The sequence below is a fragment of the Rathayibacter sp. Leaf248 genome (genome assembly GCF_920939495.1).
In the GTDB taxonomy this organism is placed as follows: Bacteria; Actinomycetota; Actinomycetes; order Actinomycetales; family Microbacteriaceae; genus Rathayibacter; species Rathayibacter caricis.
In genome coordinates, this window is record NZ_CAKLAV010000001.1 from 339,726 (window position 1) to 361,871 (window position 22,146).

Consider the following 22,146-nt stretch of genomic DNA (forward strand, 5'->3'; position numbering starts at 1 on the left):
AGAACCTTCAGGTGAGAGGGGATTTCCGGTCATCGACGGCGCGGCGCGCGAGGTCCGTCCGGTCGGTGACGAGTCCGTCGACGCCCAGGGCGAGCAGGCGGGTCATCCGCTGCGCGTCGTTGATGGTCCACAGATGGATCTCGACCCCGGTGACCCGCAGGCGCGCGAGGATCGGGGGAGTGGTGACGCGCAGGCCGACCGCCGACTCCGGGACCTGGAGCGCGTCCATCCCGTGCAGCGCGAGCTGCACGAGCGCGGGGAGACGGAGGTGCGCTCCGATCAGCGCCGCCAGGAAGCGGGGGGCGGACGCCGATGTGGCGACTCCGGGGAGCAGTCGCACGGTCGAGGCGCGGCGGGACTCCGAGAAGGAGGTGATCAGCACGCGGTCGCCCGCACCCTGCCGGTCGACGGCACGTGCAGTGGGGACCACCGCGGCGCGGGCCTTCACGTCGATGTTCAGGAGGGCGTCGGGCAGCAGCCGCAGTGCGTCCTCGAGGCTCAGCAGCGCCTCTCCGCCGGGGAGGACGAGACGCGCGAGATCCTCCCAGCGCTCGGCGCCGATCCGGTGGGGCCGACCTTCGGCATCGCGGACGACCTCGTCGTGGACGAGGACGGCGACTCCGTCGAGAGAGGCTCGGACGTCGGTCTCGAGCAGGTCGGCGCCGGCTTCCAGTGCCCGCTCGAACGCGCCCAGGGTGTTGCCGATCCGATCCGGCCCGAACCCGCGGTGGGCGATGACGCGCGGCCGCCGTCCCCGGAGGAACGGCGGCCGCCTGTCGCTCACGGTGCGCGGACCCTAGAAGCGCGGTGCCGGGGGAGTGACCGCGGTGTCCTGCGGACGCTCGGGGTCCTGGCCCTTCGGGCCGAACGCGGCACCGATGCCCTTCAGCGCCTCGGTCAGCTCGCTCGGCACGATCCAGAGCTTGTTGGCGCTGCCGTCGGCGAGCTTGGGGAGCGTCTGCAGGTACTGGTACGCGAGCAGCTCCTTGTCCGGACGGCCCTGGTGGATCGCCTCGAACACCGTCGTGATGGCCTTCGCCTCGCCTTCGGCGCGCAGGATCGCGGCCTTCGCGTCTCCCTCAGCAGCGAGGATGGCCGCCTGGCGGTGCCCCTCCGCGTTCAGGATCTGCGACTGCTTGGTGCCCTCGGCGGTGAGGATGACGGCGCGGCGGTCTCGCTCGGCGCGCATCTGCTTCTCCATCGAGTCCTGGATGGAGGCGGGCGGGTCGATCGCCTTGAGCTCGACGCGGCCGACGCGGATGCCCCACTTGGTGGTGGCTTCGTCGAGGACGATGCGCAGCTGTCCGTTGATGTTGTCGCGGGAGGTGAGCGCCTCCTCGAGGTTCAGACCACCGACCACGTTGCGGAGTGTTGTCGTCGTGAGCTGCTCGACGGCGCCGAGGTAGTTCGCGATCTCGTAGGTGGCCGCGCGGGCATCGGTGACCTGGAAGTAGACGACCGTGTCGATCGAGACGACGAGGTTGTCCTCGGTGATCACCGGCTGGGGCGGGAACGAGACGACCTGCTCGCGCAGATCGACCGAGGGGCGCACGCGGTCGATGAAGGGGATGACGAGATTGAGGCCCGGCAGCAGCGTGCGGTGGTACTTGCCGAGCCGCTCGACGACCCCCGCGGTGGCCTGCGGGACGATCCTGATGGATTTGAACAGGACGACCAGGGCGAAGACGACGATCACCGCGACGACGATGGTCGTCACGAGTGCGGAGGTGGTCACGAGGAGCTCCTTTCGGCGGGGACGACGACAGCGGTCGCGCCGTCGATGGCGGTGACGACGACACGTTCGCCGAGACCGAGTGGACGTGATTCGACGAGCGGCGACAGGCGTACCGTCCAGGTCTCGCCGTTGGCCAGCTTGACCTGACCGGGGCCGTCGCCCGCGATCACGACGCTGCCCGCGAGTCCGAGCAGGGCGTCGGCGCCGATCGGAGCCGGATCACCGCCGCGTCGGAGCAGGCGGAGCAGGGGCGGACGGACGGTCAGCAGCAGCAGCACCGCGAGGACCGCGGCGACCGGGACCTGCACCCAGAAGGGCGCTCCGACGAGGCCGGTCAGGAGTCCGCCGATGCTGCCGACGGCGAGCATCAGGAACGTGAACTCGAGAGTGATCATCTCGACGATCACGAAGATCAGGATCAGCGCGAGCCAGAGGATCCACGCGTACTGGAGGACAGCGTCCATGCTGGTTGCTCCTTCCCCGGATGAGCGGTTCCACCGTAACAAGGCCCCCCGGAAGCGGGCTGGGAGGGTCGGCGGCCGGGTCGAGGGGCGCGGGGCGGACGGTTTCGGTAGGATCGCCTGTCGGGGCCCCGGCCCGTCATCGTGCCCGCCCCGGTCTTCGCATCGGCGTCCTGGAGGATCTCCTCGTGTCCAACCCCCTCGCTCCCGGCTCGCTCGACGGCAAGCGCGTCCTCGTCACCGGCTCCTCCCGCGGCATCGGCGCGGACACGATCCGCTACTTCGCCGAGGCGGGCGCCCGTGTGGTCGTCAACTACCGCTCCAAGGCGCCGCGGGCGAACAAGCTCGTCGACCAGATCGTCGCCGCGGGCGGCTCGGCCTTCGCGGTCGGAGCGGATCTCACCGACGCTCAGTCGCGCACCGACCTCTTCGCCCGCATCCAGGACGAGCTCGGGGGACTGGACGTGCTGGTCCTGAACGCGTCCGGCGGCATGGAGAGCAACATGGGCGAGGACTACGCGATGGTCCTGAACCGCGACTCCCAGGTGGCGACCCTCGAGGCGGCGCTGCCGCTGCTCGGCGAGGGCTCGCGCATCGTCTTCGTGACGAGCCACCAGGCCCACTTCATCCGCTCGACGCCGACGATGCCCGAGTACGAGCCCGTCGCGCTGTCCAAGCGCGCGGGTGAGGACGCCCTGCGCGACCGCATCCCCGAGCTCGCCGAGCGCGGCATCGAGTTCGTCGTGGTGTCGGGCGACATGATCGAGGGCACCATCACGGCGACGCTGCTCGAGCGCTCGAACCCCGGAGCGATCAGCTCGCGCCGCGAGTCGGCCGGCAAGCTCTACAACGTCGGAGAGTTCGCCGCCGAGGTCGCTCTGGCGGCCGTCGAGCCGATCCCGGCGGAGAACACGCGCCTGGTGGGCGACATCACGGACTTCGTCGGCGCGTAGTCGCCGCAGGCGTCGGGTCGGCGACGATCCGTCGGCACGGGAAACCGGCGCCAGGCGCCTTTCGTTCAATATCCGATAATGCACATTATGTCAGTCCGAACCGATGCCAGGACCCGAGCCACCCCTCCGTTCCGACGGCAACGGACGACGCACTCGGACCGGTCCCGGCGGCGATGCCGATCTCGACACTCCGTCGTCCGCGCGAACGAGGCTGCTCTCGCGACGAATCGGCATCCTCGCGAGGCCGACGACGGCTTGTGCAGAGAGAAACCTTCGTCGTAAAGTAACTTTACGATAAAGATAGTGGTTCGGAGGGACGTGGTCCTTCCGCTGAGGGTTCGACGCACCGTTCTCCGCCGCAGCCGACGCCTCCAGGAGCAGCCCATCCATGACGACCGCCACCGTGACGACCCGAGATCCGCTGGAGCCGTCCGGGGTGGAGGCGACCCTGCGGTCCCTCGACGGGCCCGTCTTCGGATTCGCCGCCCAGCCGCACCTCTCCGAGCTCGCCGCGGCGACCCTCAGTGATCGAGCGAGGGTCGACGGCATCTCGCTCTCGTACTCCTACTACCGGCATCCATTGAACCGGTCGCATCCGTCGAACTTCGTCGACCTCACTCCGCAGCAGGTCGCCGCCATCGAGAGGGCCGAGTCGTCGAGCCTGCCGCTCTGGATGGTCGAGCAGATCCGGCAGATCCGCTATCCGACCCTGTGGGACGCGGTCCGCACGGCGAAGGCGGGCCCGGGCGACCGGAAGGACGCCCTCGAGACCCGGCTCGCCGCCCACGCGAACGACGTCCTCCGCGCCCGCGATCCCCGCCACGTCGCGGTCCGCTCCCCCAGGAACACGTCGACCGGCCGTCTCCACCACTCCGACCTCCTCGAGACGACCTGCGTGACGGTCGATCGGGAACCGCACCGCGGCCGACTCCTCGAGGCGGCGCCGTTCCTCACGGCCCTCGGCGCCCGGATCGGGAAGCGCTACCTCACGGTCGTCTACGACACGCGCACGGCGCCGAAGCTCGCGCTCGAGTTCACGGTCCGCCGACCGGTCCCGGACAGCGGCACCCTCTGATCCGACGTCGCCCGGGAGTCCCCCCGAGCTTCGCGTCGGACTGCGCACCGATCATGTCGCTCACAGTCGGCGTACATGTCGCTGAGTATCGTTCGGAAAAACGGAGGTCATCATGAACAGCTCTTCCTCGACCGGTGCGTTCGGCGCCGGCAACCCGATCGACAGCATCTGGCAGGCGATGGAGCAGGCGCGCGCCGGCTTCGAGAAGCGGGTCGGCACCCGGGTCGGGCGCGGCGACGTCCGCGCGGCCGTCCTGGCGCTCCTCGCGGAGCAGCCCATGCACGGCTACCAGATCATCCACGAGATCGAGGAGCGCAGCGGAGGCAGCTGGAAGCCGAGCCCCGGCTCCGTCTACCCCACCCTCCAGCTCCTCGCCGACGAGGGACTGATCTCGGCCGACGAGTCGAACGGCCGCAAGACCTACTCCCTCACGGAGGCGGGCCACGCCCAGGTCGCCGCGTCCGGAGCCTCCTCCCCCTTCGCCGAGACCGACGGCGTCGAGGCCGGCGCCCTGCCCAAGGCGGGTATCGCGCTGGCGCAGGCCGCCGCGCAGGTGCAGCGCTCGGGAACCCCCGCCCAGATCCGCCAGGCCGTGACCGAACTCGAGGACGTGCGCCGCCGCCTGTACGCGATCCTCGCGCAGGACTGACCCGGGTGCCGTCGGACAGCCCGGGTCCTGGGGACCCGGGCCGCCGAGCGAGCAGTGAGCGGCGGCGCTACCGCCGCATCCTGCGCTTCGCCGCCTGGCACCTCGCGGTGACCTGGTGGTTCGATCTGGTCCTCCCCCGGCTGGGGCTGAACGTGATCGCCCTGCGCACGCGACCGCACCGGATGCGGCGGTTCGCCCGCAGCTTCCACGTGCTCGCGGTCGAGCTGGGCGGTCTGATGATCAAGGTCGGGCAGTTCATGTCGTCGCGCCTGGACGTCCTGCCGCCCGAGATCACGCGGGAGCTCGAGGGACTGCAGGACGAGGTCCCGCCCGTCCCCTTCCCCCGCATCCGCGCCCTCGCCGAGGCCGAGCTCGGCATGTCACTGGAGCGCGCGTACGCCGGAGTCGACGAGTCGCCCGTGGCGGCGGCGTCGCTCGGCCAGGCCCATCGGGCGCTCCTGTCGCCGCTCGACTCAGCCGACACCGGTCACACCACCGCGATCCTGAAGGTGCAGCGACCCGGGATCGACGCGATCGTCGACGTCGACCTCGCCGCGCTCCGCCGGGTCGGGCGCTGGCTCACCCACGTCCGCCTCGTCTCCGACCGCGTCGACGCCCCCGCGCTCGTCGAGGAGTTCGCAGCGACCAGCCTCGAGGAGATCGACTACCTGCAGGAGGCCGCCAACTCCGTCCGCTTCGCCGCGGACTTCGCCGGCGACCCGCGGATCGGCGTGCCGGACGTCGTCTGGGAGCGCTCGACCCGCAAGGTCCTCACCCTGCAGGACGTCACCGCGATCAAGATCACCGACGCCGACGGGTTGCGCGCGGCCGGCATCGACCCGCGCGACGTCGCTCCGGTGTTCGCCGCGGTGATGTTCGACCAGTTGTTCACGACCGGCTGGTTCCACGCGGATCCGCACCCGGGGAACGTGTTCGTCACTCCGACCCCCGGCGCCGAGCTGCCCTGGCGGCTCACCTTCATCGACTTCGGGATGATGGGCGAGGTCCCGCCGACGACTCGGGCGGGGCTGCGCACGATGCTCATCGCGGCCGCCTCGCGCGACGGCAAGGGCCTCGTCGATGCGGCGCGCGACCTCGGCGTTCTGCTGCCCTCCGCCGACTCCCGCGAGCTCGAGAAGGCGATGACGCAGCTGTTCGCGCGCTTCGGCGGGATGGGCTTCGCGGAGCTGCGTGAAGTCGACCCGCGCGAGTTCCGCCAGTTCGCCGAGCAGTTCGGCGACGTCGTCCGCTCGCTGCCGTTCCAGCTGCCCGAGAACTTCCTGCTGATCATCCGGGCGATGTCACTCACCTCCGGCGTCTGCAGTGCGCTCGACCCGTCCTTCAACCTGTGGGACTCGGTCGAGCCGTACGCGCAGCGGCTGATCCGGGAGGAGCGCGGCAACGTGGCGCAGGATCTGGGCCGGCAGGCGGTCGAGAACCTCGGTCTGCTCTGGCGGCTCCCCCGCCGGTTGGAGTCGCTCGCCTCGACCCTCGAGGACGGCACTCTCGCGGTGACGGTGCCGAGCGTCGAGCGTCGGCTGAACCGGCTCGACGCGACCGTGCGCCGGGTGGTGTCGGCCGTCCTGTTCACAGGGCTGCTCATCGCGGGCGCGGTGGTGCGGAGCGACGACGGCGGTCTCGGATCCGCGCTCATGATCGTGTCGATCGTGCCGCTGCTCCACGCGCTCCTGTCCGGGCGCCGCGGCGGCTGACTCCGCACCGCGAGCCGCATCACGTCGGTGGCCTACCGTGGAGGCATGGCCAGGACGATCTCCACGAACACCGCCGTCGACCGTGCCGGGATGCTCGCCTTCGTGCGGCCCCGGCACCGGATGATCGTCGCGACCACCCGGGGCGACGGCAGGCCGCAGATGTCGCCGGTGTCCGGCGGGGTCGACGAGGAGGGCCGGATCGTCGTCTCCACGTATCCGGGCCGCGCGAAGACCCGGAACATCGAACGCCGGTCCGCCGTGTCGGTGCTGGTGCTGTCCGACGAGTGGGACGGAGCCTGGATCCAGGTCGACGGCGACGGCGAGGTCCTCCACATGCCCGAGGCCGCGGACGGACTGGTCGACTACTACCGCTGCATCGCGGGCGAGCACCCCGACTGGGACGAGTACCGCGCGGCGATGGCACTGCAGGACAAGTCCCTCCTGCGCGTCACTCCGACGCGCTGGAGCCCCGTCTCGACGGGCGGGTTCCCGGCCGACGTGGCGCAGCGGCTCGACGCGCGCTGACGATCCCCGAGGCCTCGGATCGGAGGCCCCGGGCTCAGCCGGAGGGGACCGCGCAGGTCTCCTCCGCGGCCGTCTGGCCCGGAGCGGCGACCGCCGCGGGCTCCTGCGGCGGAGCAGGCTCCTGTGCGCCGGCCGTGGGCTCGACGGCGGGCGGCGCGGGCTCGACCGGGTCTCCCGGAGCCGGGGCGAGCACGACGGGCTCGTCCGCCAGGACCCGTGCCATCAGCTCGGCGCCGAGCACCGGATCCGGGACGACCTTCCCCGGGTAGTCCGGGTCGTCGAGCGCGGGGTACTGCACGAACACCATCCGCTCGAGGTCGATGTCCTTGAGGGCGAGCGCGAGGGAGATCATCGTGCTCGGGTTCGTCATCGTCGTCGAGAGGTGCAGGTTCGAGGAGGCCGCCTGGGCGAGCCCGTAGAGCACGGGCGGGTTCGAGAGCGTGTCGGCCGAGCGGACGGTGCGCATCAGCGAGGCGAGGTACTGCTGCTGGGAGGAGATGCGCCCAAGATCGCTGCCGTCGCCGACGCCCTTGCGGGTGCGCAGGAACGCGAGCGCCGTCTCTCCGGAGACGGTCGACACGCCTGCGGGCAGGTCGAGGCCGGAGTCGGTGTCCCGGATCGAACCGGCGAGGCAGATCGGCACTCCCCCGACCGCGTTGCTCATCTCGATGACGCCGTTGAACGAGACCCAGCCGGCGTAGGGCACGGAGAGGCCGGTGAACGCCTGCAGGGTGTCGTTGACGCAGGCCAGTCCCCCGGCGCCGAACGCACGGTTGAGCGAGGCGGCGGTCTCGGCCGGTGAGACGACTCCCGTCTCGGGGTCGGTGCACTCGGGGCGGTCGAGGATCAGGTCGCGCGGGAAGCTGATCACCGTCGCGCTGCCGTGGTCCTCCGAGACGTGCAGGAGGATGTTGACGTCGTTGAGCGTGGCGTCGCGGACGCCGAACTGCTCGCCCTGCGCGGCGTCGTTGTCGGTGCCGACGATCAGGACGCTGAAGCCGCCCTCGATCGCGCCGAGCCGCAGGCCTCCGGTGCCGTCGGCCTCGACGCCGAGGTCGACGGCGTTGCCGGTGACGTTGCGACTGATGCTCGCGGCCGCGATGGCCACCAGCGAGGTCGCGCTGACGCCGAGGACGGCCAGTCCCGCCGCCACCGCGACCAGCGCGGTCCGCCGTCCCGACCGTCGCCGGAGCCGCCCGTGGCGGATGCTGCGCTCTGCTGCCATTCCGACAGTCTCCCCGACACGCGGCGGCCGGGTGCTCACCGGCGTGTCCTCACGTGGCGGGCACGCCATCGGCGGGGTCGCGGCGGGCGGTCGGGGTCGTGGTTCTGCTCCGATCCGTCGGGCGTCCCTGCCGCGACGTGAAAACCATACATCGGTCGGAATTTCTGCGTCCGATCTCTTGCGGCGTCGATCCGCCCCGTGCATACTCAGTTCCCAAACGACGTTCGGTTTTCGGCAGAGGCTGTGGAGACCCGTCGACTCAACGGTGAGAGGACTCAGAGATGACAACTGCGAGTGGATCCGCGGCGGGTATGCCGTCCGGAATGACGACGGCGACCGCGACGGTCAGGCGCGACCAGGGCTTCCCGGAGCCGACCGAGCCCGCCAAGGGGAGCTACATCTTCTGGCTGCTCGCGGCGCAGCTGGTGTTCTTCATCGCCCTGCTGGGGCCGGCGATCGTCGGCATCGGAATCAAGATCCAGTCGTTCGTCGACGCGGGCGTCATCGACGCGAACGGTGCGACCGGAGCCGCAGCGGTGCTGGGCGGATTCGGTGCCCTGTTCGCCACGATCGCCAACGTCGCCTTCGGTCGGCTCTCGGACCGCACGACGAGCCGCTTCGGCCGTCGTCGCGTCTGGATCGTCGCCGGCACCGTCATCATGACCGTGGCCTTCGTGATCATGGCGCTGGCGCCCAGCCTCCTTCTCGCCACGGTCGGCTGGTCGCTCGCCCAGCTCGGCGCCAACATGACGCTCGCGCCCTTCATCGCGACGATCGCCGACCAGGTGCCCAAGTTCCAGCGCGGCAAGATCACCGCGGCCCTCGGCATCGCGCAGAACGTCGGCGTCCTCGGCGGCACCTACGTCGCGCAGGCGTTCCAGGACCAGCTCCTCATCCTCTTCGTCGGCCCCTCGGTCCTCGCCATCATCGTCATGGTCGTCTTCGCCGTCGTCCTCCCCGACCGCCGCCTGCCCGCCGCTCCGCCGCGTGCGACCCTCCGCGACTGGGCCGAGACCTTCTGGGTCAGCCCGCGCAAGAACCCCGACTACGCGCTCGCCTGGTGGTCCCGCTTCCTCATCACCTTCGCGAGCTTCGGCTTCACGACGTTCCGATTCTTCTACCTCCTCAACCACATCGGCGTCGACGCCGAGGACATCCCCGGCGTCATCACGACGAGCGTGCTCATCTACACCGCCACCCTGGTCGGAGCCAGCTACTTCGCCGGCTGGCTGTCGGACCGGATCGGACGGCGCAAGGTCTTCGTCTGGAGCTCCACCGCGCTGTTCGCGATCGGGACCTTCGCGCTGATCTTCGTGCAGGACGTCCCCACCTTCTACATCCTCGAGGCGCTGCTCGGCATCGCCTACGGCATCTACGTCGGCGTCGACCTCGCCCTCGTCGTGGACGTCCTCCCCGACCCCGAGAACTCGGGCAAGGACCTCGGCGTGTTCAACATCGCCAACGCCCTCCCCCAGACGATCGCGCCGCTCATCGGCGGCATCCTCGTCTACGTCAGCGACCCGTCGGGCAACAACTACGCACTCTGGTTCTCCGTCTGCGCGGTCGCCGCGATCATCGGAGCGCTGGTCATCTTCCCGATCAAGAAGGTCAGGTAGGGCGGGCCGCGCCACCCTTCCTGCGAAGGCCCGCCGGTCACCGATCGGCGGGCCTTCGTGCGCTCCGGGCGAGTCGCGCCTCCTGCGGCCGCGCGATCTGATCGGATCGGGACATGTCGCGACCGCTGATCCTCCTGACGGCCATCGGTCTCGTGCTCCTGGCGACCCTCGTCCTCGCGCCGCTCTCGACCGTCTCCACCTGCTACGACGCCGTCGAGCCGTCGGCGTCGCGGTGCGAGACGGCGCACCGGTCTCTGCTCGGAGCTCCCGCGAACCTCTGGGTCTGGCTCGTGATCGTCGCGGTGATCGTCGTCCGGACCGCCCTGCGCCTCCGCCGACCTCGCGCGCAGGACGCGAGCCGTTGATCACCCACGTCGCTCCTGCCGCCGTTCGGATCCGGAGAGGGAGCCGTCCGTGGAGGCGTTGAGCGCGCTCGTCCTGCTCGTGGTCGCCGTCGGCGCGGTGTGCCAGGTGCTGTCGGGAGTCGGTTTCGCGCTGGTCGCCTCTCCCCTGCTCGTGCTCGCGATCGGCCACGACCGCGGCGTCCGCACCGTTCTGGCGCTCTCGATCGTCCTCAACGCCGTCGTCCTCCTCCGATCGTTCCGGCACGTGCGTCCGGCGGAGGCGCTGCGCCTCCTCGTGCCCGCGGCACTGCTGGTCGTGCCGGCGGCACTCCTGCTGGACGCCGTCCGGCCCGCGGCCCTCGCCGTCGTCGCGGGAGTGGTGATCCTGCTCGCGACGGCGCTCGTGGCAGGCGGACGTGCACTCCCGTTCCTCGACGGCGCGCGGGGCGCGGTCCTCGCCGGGGCGCTCAGCGGAGTCTTCACCGTGCTGGCGGGCGCCGGCGGTCCGCCCGTCGCCCTCTTCGCCGCCCAGCGCCGCTGGACACCCGTCGTCGCGAGCGCGACCCTCCAGGCGTTCGCGCTCCCCCTCAACCTGCTGACGCTGCTGGTGCTCGGCCCGTCCCCGGCTGATCTGTCGGGAGCGGGCTGGGCGGCGGCTGGGCTCGTCATCGGGACGATCGCGGCGATGCTCGTCGCGCCCCGAGTGTCGGGCGCAGCGGTGCGACGGGTCACCCTCGTCGTCGCGGCTCTCGGCGGCGCGGGCCTGGTCGTCGCGGGCATCGCCGGCGCAGCGTGATCCGGACGCCGGAGTCGTCGCCCCGGCGATGAGTCCACTCCTCCGCTCTCTTGACACGGCTTCGAGCGCGACGTACTTTATCGATACATGATCAACCCTGTATCGATACAGGAGCGCGAGCACGAAGGAGTGCGATGCACGACACCGGCACGAGGGCTCCCTCCCCCTCGCCTCTGGAGCGGTTCCTCGCCGATCCGTCGCTCGTCGTCTCCGGAGGCAGATGGCACCTGTTCCCGACGACCGACGGCATCCAGGACTGGGGCGCCCGGGCCTTCCGGTGCTACTCCTCCCCCGACCTGGTCGACTGGACGGACGAGGGCGAGATCCTCCGCCTCGGGCGCGACGTCGTCTGGGCCGACTCCTTCGCCTGGGCGCCCGCCGCTCTCGAGCGGGACGGCACCCACTACCTCTACTTCACGGCGGGCAACAGCATCGGAGCGGCCCGCGCCACCGACGCCGCGGGCCCCTACGCCGACCTCGGCACCCCCCTCGTCCCCGCCGGCCGCTTCCCCGGCACCGCCATCGATCCATCGGTGTTCGTCGACGACGACGGTGCGGTCTACCTGCTCTGGGGCAACTCCGTCGCCCACCTGGTGCGCCTGGGCGACGACCTGATGTCGTTCGACGAGGACGCGGTGCACTCGTGGGTGCCGACCGGGTTCCGGGAGGCGGCGCACCTGCACCGGCGCGGCGACGCCTACTTCCTCACCTGGTCCGAGAACGACACCAGGGAGGAGGACTACCGCGTGCGCTGGGCGGTCGGCCGCAGCCCCTTCGGCCCCTGGACCGACGGCGGCGTTCTGCTCGAGAAGAACACCGCCGAGGGCATCCTCGCGACCGGCCACCACTCGATCTGCCGCGTCCCCGGCACGGACGACTGGGTCATCGCCTACCACCGCTTCGCCGTGCCGGGCGGAGACGGGGTGCACCGCGAGATCGTCTTCGACCTTCTCCACCACGACGGCGACCGACTCGTGCCCGTCGTCCCCCGGCACGCCCACCTCCGACTCCCTCTCTCCTGATCCCACCCACCCACCCACCACAGAACGAGGAATGCAATGTCGCATCGCCCCCACGCCGTCGCCCTCCGCACGGCCGCCCTCGCCGTCGCCGCGGCGAGCGCCTTCTCCCTGACCGCCTGCGGGTCCGCCGGCGCCGACTCCGGGAAGACCGAGCTCAGCTTCTTCTCCTGGGACAACGAGGCGACGATGACCCCGGTCATCGAGGCCTTCGAGGCGGCGAACCCGGAGATCTCGGTCGAGTTCTCGAACGCTCCTCCGGTCGCCGAGTACGTCTCGACCCTGCAGACCCGCCTCGCGGGGAACAACGCGGCGGACGTGTTCCTGATCGCCGCCGAGAACAAGACGAACCTCATCGACGGCGGCTTCGTGAAGGACCTGACCGATGAGCCGTTCATGGCCGAGATGTCGCCGTACAACACCGAGACGTACAGCAGCGACGGCAAGGCGTACGGCATGTCGACCTCCTCCTGGGCCGGAGGGATCCTCTACAACCGGGCACTGCTGGACGCGGCGGGCGTCACGGAGGTGCCGACCGACTGGGACGGCTTCCTCGACGCGCTGTCGAGCGTGAAGGACACCGGGGTCGTGCCGTACTACGACGCCGCCACGCAGATCCCGATGGGCCTGTCGGCGATGGTCGGCTCGGTCGACGCCGAGCAGGGCGGCGCGGTCGACGAGGCGATCTTCGACGGGAGCGCCGAGTTCGGCGACCTCTGGGACGAGCCGCTCGCCGCCTGGAGCGAGCTGCTCACCAGCGGGCTGATGAGCCAGGACGTGGTCAGCCTGACCGGCGACCAGATCGTGGACGAGTTCGCGAACGGACGCGTCGCGATGATCGCTGCCGGACCGTGGAACCTGCCCGCCGTCCGCGAGAAGGCCCCGGACCTCGACGTCGAGTTCGCTCCCTTCCCCACTCTCGACGGTGCCGGCTTCTGGGCCGGAGCCGCGTCCCCCGGCTTCGCGATCAACGCGAAGACCGACCACGAGGCCGAGGCGGAGGCGTTCCTGAGCTTCCTCGGCAGCGAGGAGGGCGTCCGGATCTACCAGGAGGGGACCTCCGCGCTGACGACCACCGCCAACTACACGCCGGTCGTCGATCCGGCGCTCGAGCCGAACCTCGCCGGCCTGCAGGAGGGGCGCTTCTACCTCCCCTCGATCGCCTGGCCGCGCGAGCAGGACGCGCTGAGCACCGAGGCGGTCGCCCAGATCCAGCTGCTCGTGCAGGGGCAGGCCTCCCCCGAGGACGTCTCGGCGGCGCTGCAGGCGCGACTCGAGTCGCAGGGCTGAGGGCTCGGCCCGGCTCCGGCCGGGCCGGCCCTCCGGGAACGGAGAACCATGTCAGCCCTCACCGCACCGCGCCGAAGCGCCGCCGTCGTCCGGCGCGCCCGCATCGATCCGCTCCGGCGTCGCGAGACCGTCAGCACGAGCCTGTTCCTCGTGCCGATCGTGCTCGTCTTCGTCCTGCTCTTCGCCGTGCCGCTCGCCCAGTCGTTCTACTTCAGCCTGACCGACTTCGACGGCTACTCCGTCGACTCCGAGTTCGTCGGACTCGCGAACTACGCCAGCATCGTCCGCGACCCGGCGATGCTGGCCGGGCTCCTCTTCACGCTGACCTACAGCCTCGGGACCACGGTCCTCGTCACCGCGCTGGCGATCCCTCTGGCCCTCGTCCTCAACCGCCCCTTCGCCGGTCGCGGAGCGGTCCGAGCCGTCCTCTTCTTCCCGGCCATCCCCAGCATCGCGATCCTCGGCCTCGTCTGGGGCCTGATCCTGTCGCCGCTGGGCTCCGGAGCTATCAACCGGGTGCTCGAGACCGTCGCGGGGCTCGGTCCGGTGCCGTGGCTCTCGAACGGCGCCCTCGCCCAGCTCTCGGTCATCGTCGTGGGGGTCTGGTCGAGCACCGGCTGGCACGCGATCCTCTACCTCGCCTACCTGCAGTCGATCCCCGAGGACTACTACGAGGTCGCCCGCATCGACGGGGCGTCGGCCCCGCGGCGCTTCTTCTCGATCACGCTTCCCCTGCTCGCCCCCGCGGTGACGGTGAGCACGCTGCTCCTCATGACGGGCGGGCTGAAGGTCTACGACCTGCCCTTCACCCTGACCAAGGGCGGGCCGGGGTTCTCGACTTACACGATCACGCAGTCGATCATCCAGAACGGAGTCGGCCAGGCGCAGTTCGGCAAGGCCTCGGCCCTCGCCGTCGTGTTCCTGCTCGTCGTCGGCTCGATCGTCGCCGTGCAGCTGCTCATCTCGCGCCGATTCGAGGAGAGGACCTCATGACCACCACCGCGGTCTCCCTGCCCCCGGCGCCGCCGGTCGCCGATCCCCCCGTCCCCCGCCGACGCCCGCGTCCCACGCGCGCTCAGCGCCGTCGCGGAGTGGCGGGCGCCCTGACCAGCATCGGCATGATCGCGCTGGCCGCGCTGGTCGGCGCACCCTTCTACTACATCGTCGTCAGCACGCTGAAGACGCAGCAGGAGGTGTCGAACGCTCCGTTCGCCCTGCCGACCCGCCTCGACTTCGGCAACTACGCCGACGTGTTCGTTTCCGTCCCGATCGTCGGGGCCTTCGCGAACACGTTCTACGTGACGGTCGTGTCGGTGGCGCTCATGCTCCTCGTGGGCTCGATGGCGGCCTACGCGATGCTGCTGCGCACCACGCTCCTCACCCGGATCGTGTCGGTCGTGCTGATCATCGCGTTCCTGGTGCCCGGTCAGGCGACGCTGATCCCGCTCTACCGCCTCCTGGCGAGCGCCGGTCTGGTCGACAGCCTGGAGGGGCTGATCCTGCTCTACGCCGCGGGGTCGATCTTCTGCTACTTCCTGATCCAGGGGTACATGAAGTCGCTCCCGCTCGAGATCTTCGAGGCCGCGCGGATCGACGGGGCGGGTCCGTGGCAGATCTACTGGCGCATCGTGCTCCCCCTGATCCGGCCGATCCTCATCACCGTGGGCGTCTTCCAGACGATGTGGGTGTGGAACGACTTCATCACCCCGAACGTCTTCATCAGCTCGTCCGAGAAGCAGACGCTCGTGCTGCAGGTGTACAAGGCGGTCGGGCAGTTCGGAGTGAACTGGCCCGCGTTCCTCACGCTGAGCGTCGTCGTGCTGCTGCCGATGGTGGTCTTCTTCGTCCTGATGCAAAAGCACATCGTGGGCGGTCTGGTGTCCGGCAGCGTGAAGGGGTGACCGGGTACCTCCTCGCCTACTTCCTCCCGGGACCCGGTGGGGAGGCCGTGCGGTTCGCCGTGAGCGCGGACGCGACTCCGCTCGTCTTCCATGCACTGCCGGGCGGGCCTCTGCGCTCGGACGTGGGCGAGGGCGGAGCCAGGGACCCGTTCCTCGTGCGGGATACCGCCTCGGGACGGGTCGTGCTGCTCGCCACGGACCTGCGCACGGAGGACGTCGACGACTGGCACCGGGCGGTGCGGCACGGCAGCCGGTCGATCCTGGTGTGGGAGTCGTCGGATCTCGTCGACTGGGGCGATCCCCAGCTGCGAGCCGTCGCTCCGGAGGAGGCGGGCAACGCGTGGGCGCCGAAGGCGTACCGGAGCGAGGAGCGCGGCTGCTGGCAGGTCTTCTTCTCGAGCGCGCTCTTCCCGCCCGGGCAGGATCGCGGCACCGCCGTCCACCAGAGGATCCTCGTTGTCGAGACGGAGGACTTCGTGCGCTTCTCCTCTGCGAGGATCGCCCTGGACACCGGTCGCGACGTCATCGACGCGACGTTCCTCCCCGACGGCGACGGGTGGCTCCGCTTCACGGTCGAGACGCCGACGGGAGCCGACGCGACCTCGATCACGCTCGCGCGCGGAGTGTCCCTGGACGGCCGCTTCGAGACCGTGCGGACGGGGATTGGCCGCCCCGAGCTCGCCCGCGGCGAAGGTCCCGCGGTCATCCGCTCCCCCGACGGGACCACGACCTGGCTGCTGATCGATGAGTTCGGCCTGCGCGGGTACCGCGTCTTCTCCTCCGCCCGACCCGGGACCGGAGGGTTCGAACCGGTCCGTGGCGCGCGTCTACCCGACGACGCGCGCCACGGGTCGCTCCTCGCGCTCACCGACGACGAAGCGGCACGGCTCCGCTCCCGTGCCGGGATCGGGCCTGCACCCGTGGGAAGCTCGAGGGGAGGAGGTGCGTCATGGTGACCATCCACGACGTGGCGAAAGAGGCCGGGGTCTCGGCGATGACCGTGTCGCACGTGCTGAACGACCACCCGCACGTCCGCGAGACCACGCGCGAGAAGGTGCTCGACGTGATCACGCGGCTCGACTACCGGGTGAACGTCGCCGCGCGGAACCTGCGGACGGGACGCACCGGCACCATCGGACTCGCGGTGCCCGAGATCGACCGGCCGTACTACGGCCGGCTCGCTGCCGAGATCATCGCCGCCGCCGAGAAGCACGACCTCCGCGTCGTGATCGAGCAGACCGGCGCCCAGCGCGAGAACGAGCTCGGGGCGCTCGCGTCCTCCCGGAAGCGGCTGTACGACGGCATCATCCTGAGCACCGTCGGGCTCGGCGCGGCCGACACGGAGCTGCTGCGCGTCGATCATCCGCTCGTGATCCTCGGCGAGCGCATCTTCGAGGGGCCGGTCGATCACGTGGCCATGGCGAACGTGGACGGGGCCCGGATGGCCGTCGCCCATCTGATCGAGAAGGGCTGCCGCCGGATCGTGATGGTCGACGATCCGGCACCCGACGAGGTCGACGTCTCGAGTCTGCGCCTCGAGGGCTATCGTCGCGCGCACGAGGAGGCCGGACTCGCGGTCGACCCGGCGCTGCACATCGAGGTCGGCGAGTTCACGATGGCCGGCGGTGCCCGGGGCATCCGCGACTTCCTCGACCGCGGCGTCCCCTTCGACGGGGTGTTCTGCATCACCGACACCGTCGGGATCGGGGTCCTCCGGGGTCTCGCGGATCGAGGGATCCCGGTGCCGGGACAGGTCAGGGTCGCCGCCTTCGACGCGATCCTCGAGGGCGAGTACACGGTGCCGAGGCTGACCACGATCGATCCCGACCACGCCTTCATGGCGCGCACCGCGGTCGAGCGGCTCGTCTACCGGATCGCGGGCGGGACCACGGCGGCCGAGGAGTACATGGCCGCGCCGCGCCTGATCGTGCGGGAGAGCTCGGCCTGAGCCCTCGTGGCCCCGGCATCGCGCTCCCCCGCTAGGGTGGGCGGACCGCAGCGCGAAGGGGGCCTCGATGGCGCGGAGCAGGACCAGGGACGGACGACGGATCGCCGCGCTCGCGGTCGTGCTCGCGGCGGTGCCGCTGCTCTCGGGATGCGCGGGACCGATCGCGTTCTCGGACTTCGGTCGCGAGCGCACCGACACCGATGTACTGCCGGATCTCGGAGTCGTCACCGACGGGATCGATCCGGAGTCGGCGCGCTACGCGGGCTCGGTCGAGGGCCTGGAGGTGTACCTCGGCTCCTCCGTCGAACGCGGCGATCAGTGCGTGATCGTCGACGCCGGCGCTCAGTCGAGCAGCGCCTGCACGACGGGCGGAGGGACCGTGTCGTCGGGTCCGGGCGCCTGGACGGTGCAGCTCCATCCCGACGGCGGCGGGCCGGAGGACTCCTCCTTCGAGGACTGGACGCCGCTCGGCGAGAACGTGTCGGTGCGGGCCGACTGAGCCCGTCCCGGCACGGGCCGGTGTGGAATCAGGGTTCTCCCCGATCCGCTCGGCCGCGCGGCCCGACAGGATCGGAGCGTGCCCTCCGCCTCGCGATCCTCCCTGCTGTCCGCCCTCGCCCTCGCCCTCGTCGGCGGACTGCTGCTGGGAGGGGCGACGAGCCTCCTGCAGACCGTCCTCCCGCCCGCGCTGAACTCGTTCGCCAACTCGTCCGGTGGCTGGTCGATGCTGGTGTTCGCCCTCGTGCGGCTCACGCGGGTGCGTCCCGTGCCCGGCGCGGTCGTCGGCCTCGTCTCGTTCCTCGCGATGCTCGAGGGCTACGACCTGGTCACCGGCTGGCGCGGCTTCGGCTGGTCGCCGCCGTTCTCCGATCCGTTCTGGCTGCTCGCCGTCCCCGCCGGCCCGATCCTCGGAGCCGCCGCGGCGCTCACTCTGCACGGCACGACCGCCTGGCGGGTGCCGGCTGTCGCTCCGCTCTCGGGGGTCCTGATCGGCGAGGGGATCTGGGCGCTGGGCGCCGTCGCCGACACCACGAGCCCGGTCTACTGGTGGCTCGAGATCGTGCTCGGCGTCGGGTTCCTCCTGCTCGCCGTCCTGCGTCGCAGGCCCGGCCCGCTGGTCGTGCTCGCGTCACTCGCGGTCACGGCGGCCGCGGCGGTCTGCTTCGACGTGGTCTACTCGCTGTTCTGACCTCGGGAATGCGCGGCCCTCCTCCGTTGCTGCACGAGGGGGCTGAGGAGGATCACGTGGAGCTCGTGCACTGGCTGTTCGATGCGCAGATCGTCCTGGGCGACCAGAGGGTGCTGTGGCGCGAGGTCATCGGCAACGCTTTCGGGCTCGCGAGTGCTCTGGGCGGCATGCGGCGGAAGGTCTGGGCCTGGCCGGTCGGGCTCGTCGGCAACGCCCTGCTCTTCACGGTCTTCATGGGCGCCCTCTTCGGCACTCCGAACCCCGTGAACCTGCTCGGACAGGCCGGACGGCAGGTCATGTTCATGATCGTGAGCGTCTACGGCTGGTACCGGTGGACGCACCGCCCGGAGTCGTCGCCGACCGTGATCGAGCCGCGGTGGGCGTCCTGGCGGACCCGCGCGCTCCTGGTGCTCGGGATGGTCGGCGGCACCGCGGTGCTCACTCCGCTGTTCCGCGCCCTGGGCTCGTACGAGCCGGTGTGGAGCGACGCGTGGATCTTCACCGGGTCGCTGCTCGCGACCTACGGCATGGCGAAGGGGTGGGTCGAGTTCTGGCTGATCTGGGTCGCCGTCGATGTCGTGGGCGTGCCCCTGCTCTTCTCGGCCGGGTACTACGCCTCCGGCCTCATGTACGTCGTCTACGGAGCGTTCACGCTGCTCGGGTTCTTCGTCTGGATGCGGCACGGTCGCAGGCCCTCCAGCGCGGCGGTCACGGTCGGCTGAACGACGGCAGCGGCCCGTAGGCTGGGGCGATGACGTCCCGGGTGCGCCTCCTCCTGGCTTCGTCGCACCCCGGGCCCACCGTCACCGTCACGGTCCTCGCCACGGTGCTCGCCGCCGCGGCGGGTCGACCCCTCCCCGTGGTGGTGCTCGTCGCGCTGGCCGTGCTCGCGGGGCAGCTCTCGATCGGGCTCGCGAACGACTGGATCGACGTCGACCGCGACCGCGCGGTCGGTCGCATCGACAAGCCGGCGGCCGTCGGAGCGATCAGCGTCCGCGCCGTGCGGACCGCCGCGATCGTCACCGCCGCCGTCTCGGTCGTGCTCTCGCTCCTGCTCGGCCCGGTCTCGGCGATCGCCCACATCGTGCTGGTCGCGGCCGGCTGGGCGTACGACGCCGGACTCAAGCGCACAGCCGTCTCGGTGCTCCCCTTCGTCGTCGCGTTCGGCCTCCTCCCCGTCGTCGCCGTCGCGGCCGGCGGCGGTCCCCTCCCGGCCGTCTGGGCGATCGCGACCGGAGCCGTGTTCGGCGTCGCGATCCACTGCACCAACGTGCTGCCGGACCTGGTCGACGACGAGGCCACCGGCGTCCGCGGGTTCCCGCACCGACTGGGACTCCGGCTCTCGGGCGTCGTCGCCTTCGGCTCCCTCGTCGTCGCCGCGCTCCTGGTTCTTCTCGGTCAGATCGGGGGTGCGGAGGCGGTGCGCGGGCCGGGCATCGCGCTGGCCGTCGCCGGGGCCCTCGCCGTGATCGCGCTCGCCGCCGTCGGGATCCGCCTCGTGCTGACCGGACCCCCGACGCGTCTGCTCTTCCGCCTGGTGATCGCGGCGTCGCTCGTGCTCGTCGTCGAGCTGGGGCTCTCGGGCGCCCGTCTCGTGGCCTGACCCGGATCAGGACCAGCGCATCGCGTAGACGCGCGCCAGAAGATCGGACGTCGGCAGCGCGAGCAGCGTGCGCAGGAGGGCCGTGCGACCTCGATGGGCGACGGCTCCCAGCGGCCGACCGAGCGCCATGTTCAGCTCGGCTTGTCGGGCGGCCCGGCGCGCCACGCGCATCCGTCGACGGGCGAAGGCGGACCACGGGCCGGCCGTTCCCGAGCGGACGCCGTGCACCAGGAGCGGAGCGAGTTCCGCCGCATCGAGCCAGCCCAGGTTCATCCCCTGGCCGCCGATCGGGCTGATCTCGTGCGCAGCGTCGCCGACGAGCACCACGCGCCCCATCCCGACGAGGCCCGCCTCGCGCCGGCGGACCCGGAAGCCGCTGAGCATCGTGCAGGTCGCCGCGTCGACAGGTGCTCCCGTGCGCGCGCGGACGACCGCGGCGAGCGCGGCCGCCGCCGTCGTGTCCGGAGCCGCGTCGGGGCGCCAGGCGGGGGCACCGAGCGAGGCGTCCGGTCCGCTGAGCGCGACGTAGCGCCGCCGACCGCCGGGCAGGGGGAAGGACTCCACGACGCCCTCCGGACCGACGTCGACGAGAGCGGAGGACGCCAGCGAGGCCACCTCGGGGTCGGCGAAGTCGCCCATCACGTAACGATCGGAGTAGTCGCGGCCGGAGACGCTGATGCCGAGCAGCTCCCGCACAGCGCTCCGGGCGCCGTCCGCCCCGACGACGAAGGAGGCGTGCAGCTCGATCGCCTCGCCGTGCCGGCCGGTGCCCGTCACCTCGACCTGCGTCCCGCGACGGTGCAGGCCGCTCACCTCGATCCCCGTCCGCAGGGCCGTCGGGTCGAGGGCCTCGAGCCGTCCCCGGAGGATCGTCTCCGTCCGGTGCTGATCGAGGGTCGCGACGTAGGGATGCGTCCGCGACGCGCGAGCGAACGACAGCACGCCCAGATCTTGGCCCCGGCTGCGCGCGACGCCGTGCGTCACGAGCGCCGCTTCCGCGAGGACGGGCCCCGCCGCTCCGATCACCTCGAACGCGTCGAGGGACGGCGGATGGATGCCGATCGCGCGCGATCCCGCAGGCACCGACGCCCGCTTCTCCCACACCTGCACGCCGACGTCCGCCTGCGCGAGCAGCGCGCCGAGGAACACCCCGACGGGCCCGCCGCCGACCACGAGCACGTCCGTCCGCTCCACCGTCACGCTCCGAGCCTACGGAGCGGTGCCCCCTCGCGCGGGCACTCGTGCCGCGGGCGGGCGCTGGCTAGGGTGTCGCCATGACCGACCGCGTTCTCGCTCCGGAACCGCCCGCCGACGGCTCGAAGCCGAAGGGCCCCGCCTCCTACTTCCCCAGCATCGAGAAGACCTACGGTCGACCGGTGCAGGAGTGGCTCGATCTCGTCGACGAGCGCCTCGACTCCGAGCCCCACATGCAGGTCGTGGCGTGGCTGAAGTCGGAGCACGGACTCGGCCACGGGCACGCGAACGCGCTCGTCGCCTACGTGAAGGCCGCCCGGGCCTGATCCGGGCTCGGCGGCGACCGAACGTGCGCGGCCGGATCAGCCGTTCGCGGCCGCCCGGGCGGCCTTGGCAGCCTCCCGCTTCGCGACCTTCGCGGCCGCGCGCTCGGCGACCTTCCTCCCATTGAGCGCCACGGCCTCGCGGACGAGCTCGGCGAGCGCCTCCGCGTCGACCGTGTCGCCCTCGCCGAACTCGACCGAGCGGCGCTGGTTGCCGCCCAGCTCGCCGTTGAAGATCCCGTGCGGATCGGGCAGCGAGGCCCCGTAGAGGAAGCCGAGCTTGACCTTCGCCGTGAAGACGTCGCCGACGCAAAGGATCCCGTCGAGCTCCCACACGGGCGATCCCATCCACTTCCACTCCTCGACGATGCCGGGCTCGGCGGCGAGGACGACTCGGCGCAGCTCCGCGAGCACCTCCCCGCGCCAGTCGGGGGTGCGGGCGATCAGCGCGTCGATCTCGTCGCTCGGGGTCATGGCGGTCCTCTCGTCGGCGGGAACGGGCCGATGCTACTCCGGTGCCGCAGGATCGGAGGAGCCGTGCTGAGGACGACGGAGGGGATCGACCAGCGTCACCGACGTGCCCCGCGC

25 protein-coding genes are annotated in these 22,146 nt (G+C 71.2%); 19 read left to right on the forward strand and 6 right to left on the reverse strand.

Going from position 1 to position 22,146, the window contains the following annotated elements; genetic code table 11:
- Nucleotides 1–7: 7 nt before the first annotated feature.
- The 3 genes from LRG51_RS01625 to LRG51_RS01635 are packed head-to-tail and all read right to left on the reverse strand — an operon-like array spanning nucleotide 8 to nucleotide 2,199.
- Complete coding sequence (locus LRG51_RS01625) at nucleotides 8–784, reverse strand: glycerophosphodiester phosphodiesterase family protein (protein WP_230670612.1); 777 nt, start codon at nucleotides 782–784, stop codon at nucleotides 8–10.
- A gap of 12 nt (nucleotides 785–796) precedes the next feature.
- Complete coding sequence (locus LRG51_RS01630) at nucleotides 797–1,735, reverse strand: SPFH domain-containing protein (protein WP_055792140.1); 939 nt, start codon at nucleotides 1,733–1,735, stop codon at nucleotides 797–799.
- A complete protein-coding gene (locus LRG51_RS01635; RefSeq protein WP_230670615.1) occupies nucleotides 1,732–2,199 on the reverse strand; it encodes an NfeD family protein in 468 nt (155 codons plus the stop codon). The genes LRG51_RS01630 and LRG51_RS01635 overlap by 4 nt, the downstream gene beginning before the upstream one ends.
- 185 nt (nucleotides 2,200–2,384) lie before the next feature.
- Here LRG51_RS01635 and LRG51_RS01640 point away from each other — a divergent pair, with 185 nt between their 5' ends.
- The 5 genes from LRG51_RS01640 (at nucleotide 2,385) to LRG51_RS01660 (ending at nucleotide 7,110) form a co-directional block, all read left to right on the forward strand.
- The gene (locus tag LRG51_RS01640) at nucleotides 2,385–3,149 is read left to right on the forward strand and encodes an SDR family oxidoreductase (protein ID WP_055792146.1); all 765 of its coding nucleotides are present in this window, start codon (nucleotides 2,385–2,387) and stop codon (nucleotides 3,147–3,149) included.
- 388 nt (nucleotides 3,150–3,537) lie between these two features.
- A complete protein-coding gene (locus LRG51_RS01645) occupies nucleotides 3,538–4,224 on the forward strand; it encodes a hypothetical protein (protein ID WP_230670617.1) in 687 nt (228 codons plus the stop codon).
- A 112-nt stretch (nucleotides 4,225–4,336) separates the two neighbouring features.
- Complete coding sequence (locus tag LRG51_RS01650) at nucleotides 4,337–4,873, forward strand: PadR family transcriptional regulator (RefSeq protein WP_230670619.1); 537 nt, start codon at nucleotides 4,337–4,339, stop codon at nucleotides 4,871–4,873.
- The gene (locus LRG51_RS01655) at nucleotides 4,870–6,585 is read left to right on the forward strand and encodes an ABC1 kinase family protein (protein WP_442966660.1); all 1,716 of its coding nucleotides are present in this window, start codon (nucleotides 4,870–4,872) and stop codon (nucleotides 6,583–6,585) included. Before LRG51_RS01650 ends, LRG51_RS01655 begins: the two co-directional genes overlap by 4 nt.
- A gap of 45 nt (nucleotides 6,586–6,630) precedes the next feature.
- Nucleotides 6,631–7,110, forward strand: coding sequence for a PPOX class F420-dependent oxidoreductase (locus LRG51_RS01660; protein WP_055792156.1), 480 nt, complete (start codon nucleotides 6,631–6,633; stop codon nucleotides 7,108–7,110).
- Between the two features lie 34 nt (nucleotides 7,111–7,144).
- Here LRG51_RS01660 and LRG51_RS01665 read toward each other — a convergent pair whose 3' ends face one another.
- The gene (locus tag LRG51_RS01665; RefSeq protein WP_230670625.1) at nucleotides 7,145–8,335 is read right to left on the reverse strand and encodes an LCP family protein; all 1,191 of its coding nucleotides are present in this window, start codon (nucleotides 8,333–8,335) and stop codon (nucleotides 7,145–7,147) included.
- 323 nt (nucleotides 8,336–8,658) lie between these two features.
- Here LRG51_RS01665 and LRG51_RS01670 point away from each other — a divergent pair, with 323 nt between their 5' ends.
- The 13 genes from LRG51_RS01670 to LRG51_RS01730 all read left to right on the forward strand — a co-directional run bounded on the left by LRG51_RS01670 (nucleotide 8,659) and on the right by LRG51_RS01730 (nucleotide 20,041).
- On the forward strand, nucleotides 8,659–9,951 hold the full coding sequence (locus tag LRG51_RS01670) for an MFS transporter (RefSeq protein ID WP_230670628.1): 1,293 nt from the start codon (nucleotides 8,659–8,661) through the stop codon (nucleotides 9,949–9,951).
- A 113-nt stretch (nucleotides 9,952–10,064) separates the two neighbouring features.
- Nucleotides 10,065–10,316 (forward strand): hypothetical protein, encoded by a 252-nt coding sequence (locus LRG51_RS01675; RefSeq protein WP_230670632.1) that lies wholly within the window; start codon nucleotides 10,065–10,067, stop codon nucleotides 10,314–10,316.
- A gap of 49 nt (nucleotides 10,317–10,365) precedes the next feature.
- Nucleotides 10,366–11,091 (forward strand): TSUP family transporter, encoded by a 726-nt coding sequence (locus LRG51_RS01680; RefSeq protein ID WP_055792169.1) that lies wholly within the window; start codon nucleotides 10,366–10,368, stop codon nucleotides 11,089–11,091.
- A gap of 134 nt (nucleotides 11,092–11,225) precedes the next feature.
- Nucleotides 11,226–12,113, forward strand: coding sequence for a family 43 glycosylhydrolase (locus LRG51_RS01685; protein WP_055792172.1), 888 nt, complete (start codon nucleotides 11,226–11,228; stop codon nucleotides 12,111–12,113).
- Nucleotides 12,114–12,149: 36 nt separating this feature from the next.
- Nucleotides 12,150–13,400: an ABC transporter substrate-binding protein gene (locus LRG51_RS01690; protein WP_055792174.1), complete on the forward strand. Its 1,251-nt coding sequence runs from the start codon at nucleotides 12,150–12,152 to the stop codon at nucleotides 13,398–13,400.
- A 48-nt stretch (nucleotides 13,401–13,448) separates the two neighbouring features.
- Entirely contained in the window at nucleotides 13,449–14,393 is a 945-nt protein-coding gene (locus LRG51_RS01695) for a carbohydrate ABC transporter permease (protein WP_082481445.1), read from the forward strand.
- Nucleotides 14,390–15,301, forward strand: coding sequence for a carbohydrate ABC transporter permease (locus tag LRG51_RS01700; protein WP_230670634.1), 912 nt, complete (start codon nucleotides 14,390–14,392; stop codon nucleotides 15,299–15,301). Before LRG51_RS01695 ends, LRG51_RS01700 begins: the two co-directional genes overlap by 4 nt.
- On the forward strand, nucleotides 15,298–16,257 hold the full coding sequence (locus LRG51_RS01705) for a glycoside hydrolase family 43 protein (RefSeq protein WP_055792177.1): 960 nt from the start codon (nucleotides 15,298–15,300) through the stop codon (nucleotides 16,255–16,257). The genes LRG51_RS01700 and LRG51_RS01705 overlap by 4 nt, the downstream gene beginning before the upstream one ends.
- Nucleotides 16,251–17,249, forward strand: a complete 999-nt coding sequence (locus LRG51_RS01710) for a LacI family DNA-binding transcriptional regulator (protein ID WP_055792180.1) — start codon at nucleotides 16,251–16,253, stop codon at nucleotides 17,247–17,249. Before LRG51_RS01705 ends, LRG51_RS01710 begins: the two co-directional genes overlap by 7 nt.
- Nucleotides 17,250–17,316: 67 nt before the next feature.
- Complete coding sequence (locus tag LRG51_RS01715; protein ID WP_055792182.1) at nucleotides 17,317–17,748, forward strand: hypothetical protein; 432 nt, start codon at nucleotides 17,317–17,319, stop codon at nucleotides 17,746–17,748.
- Nucleotides 17,749–17,826: 78 nt separating this feature from the next.
- Complete coding sequence (locus LRG51_RS01720) at nucleotides 17,827–18,438, forward strand: DUF6518 family protein (protein WP_055792185.1); 612 nt, start codon at nucleotides 17,827–17,829, stop codon at nucleotides 18,436–18,438.
- 56 nt (nucleotides 18,439–18,494) lie between these two features.
- Complete coding sequence (pnuC, locus tag LRG51_RS01725) at nucleotides 18,495–19,160, forward strand: nicotinamide riboside transporter PnuC (RefSeq protein ID WP_082481449.1); 666 nt, start codon at nucleotides 18,495–18,497, stop codon at nucleotides 19,158–19,160.
- A 29-nt stretch (nucleotides 19,161–19,189) separates the two neighbouring features.
- Nucleotides 19,190–20,041 (forward strand): UbiA family prenyltransferase, encoded by an 852-nt coding sequence (locus LRG51_RS01730; protein WP_055792191.1) that lies wholly within the window; start codon nucleotides 19,190–19,192, stop codon nucleotides 20,039–20,041.
- A 6-nt stretch (nucleotides 20,042–20,047) separates the two neighbouring features.
- Here LRG51_RS01730 and LRG51_RS01735 read toward each other — a convergent pair whose 3' ends face one another.
- Complete coding sequence (locus tag LRG51_RS01735) at nucleotides 20,048–21,241, reverse strand: FAD-dependent oxidoreductase (protein ID WP_230670637.1); 1,194 nt, start codon at nucleotides 21,239–21,241, stop codon at nucleotides 20,048–20,050.
- A 74-nt stretch (nucleotides 21,242–21,315) separates the two neighbouring features.
- On the opposite strand from LRG51_RS01735, the gene LRG51_RS01740 reads away from it, so the two are divergent.
- Nucleotides 21,316–21,561 (forward strand): DUF4287 domain-containing protein, encoded by a 246-nt coding sequence (locus LRG51_RS01740; protein WP_055792197.1) that lies wholly within the window; start codon nucleotides 21,316–21,318, stop codon nucleotides 21,559–21,561.
- Between the two features lie 36 nt (nucleotides 21,562–21,597).
- On the opposite strand, the gene LRG51_RS01745 is transcribed toward LRG51_RS01740, so the two are convergent.
- Complete coding sequence (locus tag LRG51_RS01745; RefSeq protein WP_230670640.1) at nucleotides 21,598–22,032, reverse strand: DUF1801 domain-containing protein; 435 nt, start codon at nucleotides 22,030–22,032, stop codon at nucleotides 21,598–21,600.
- Nucleotides 22,033–22,146: the final 114 nt, after the last annotated feature.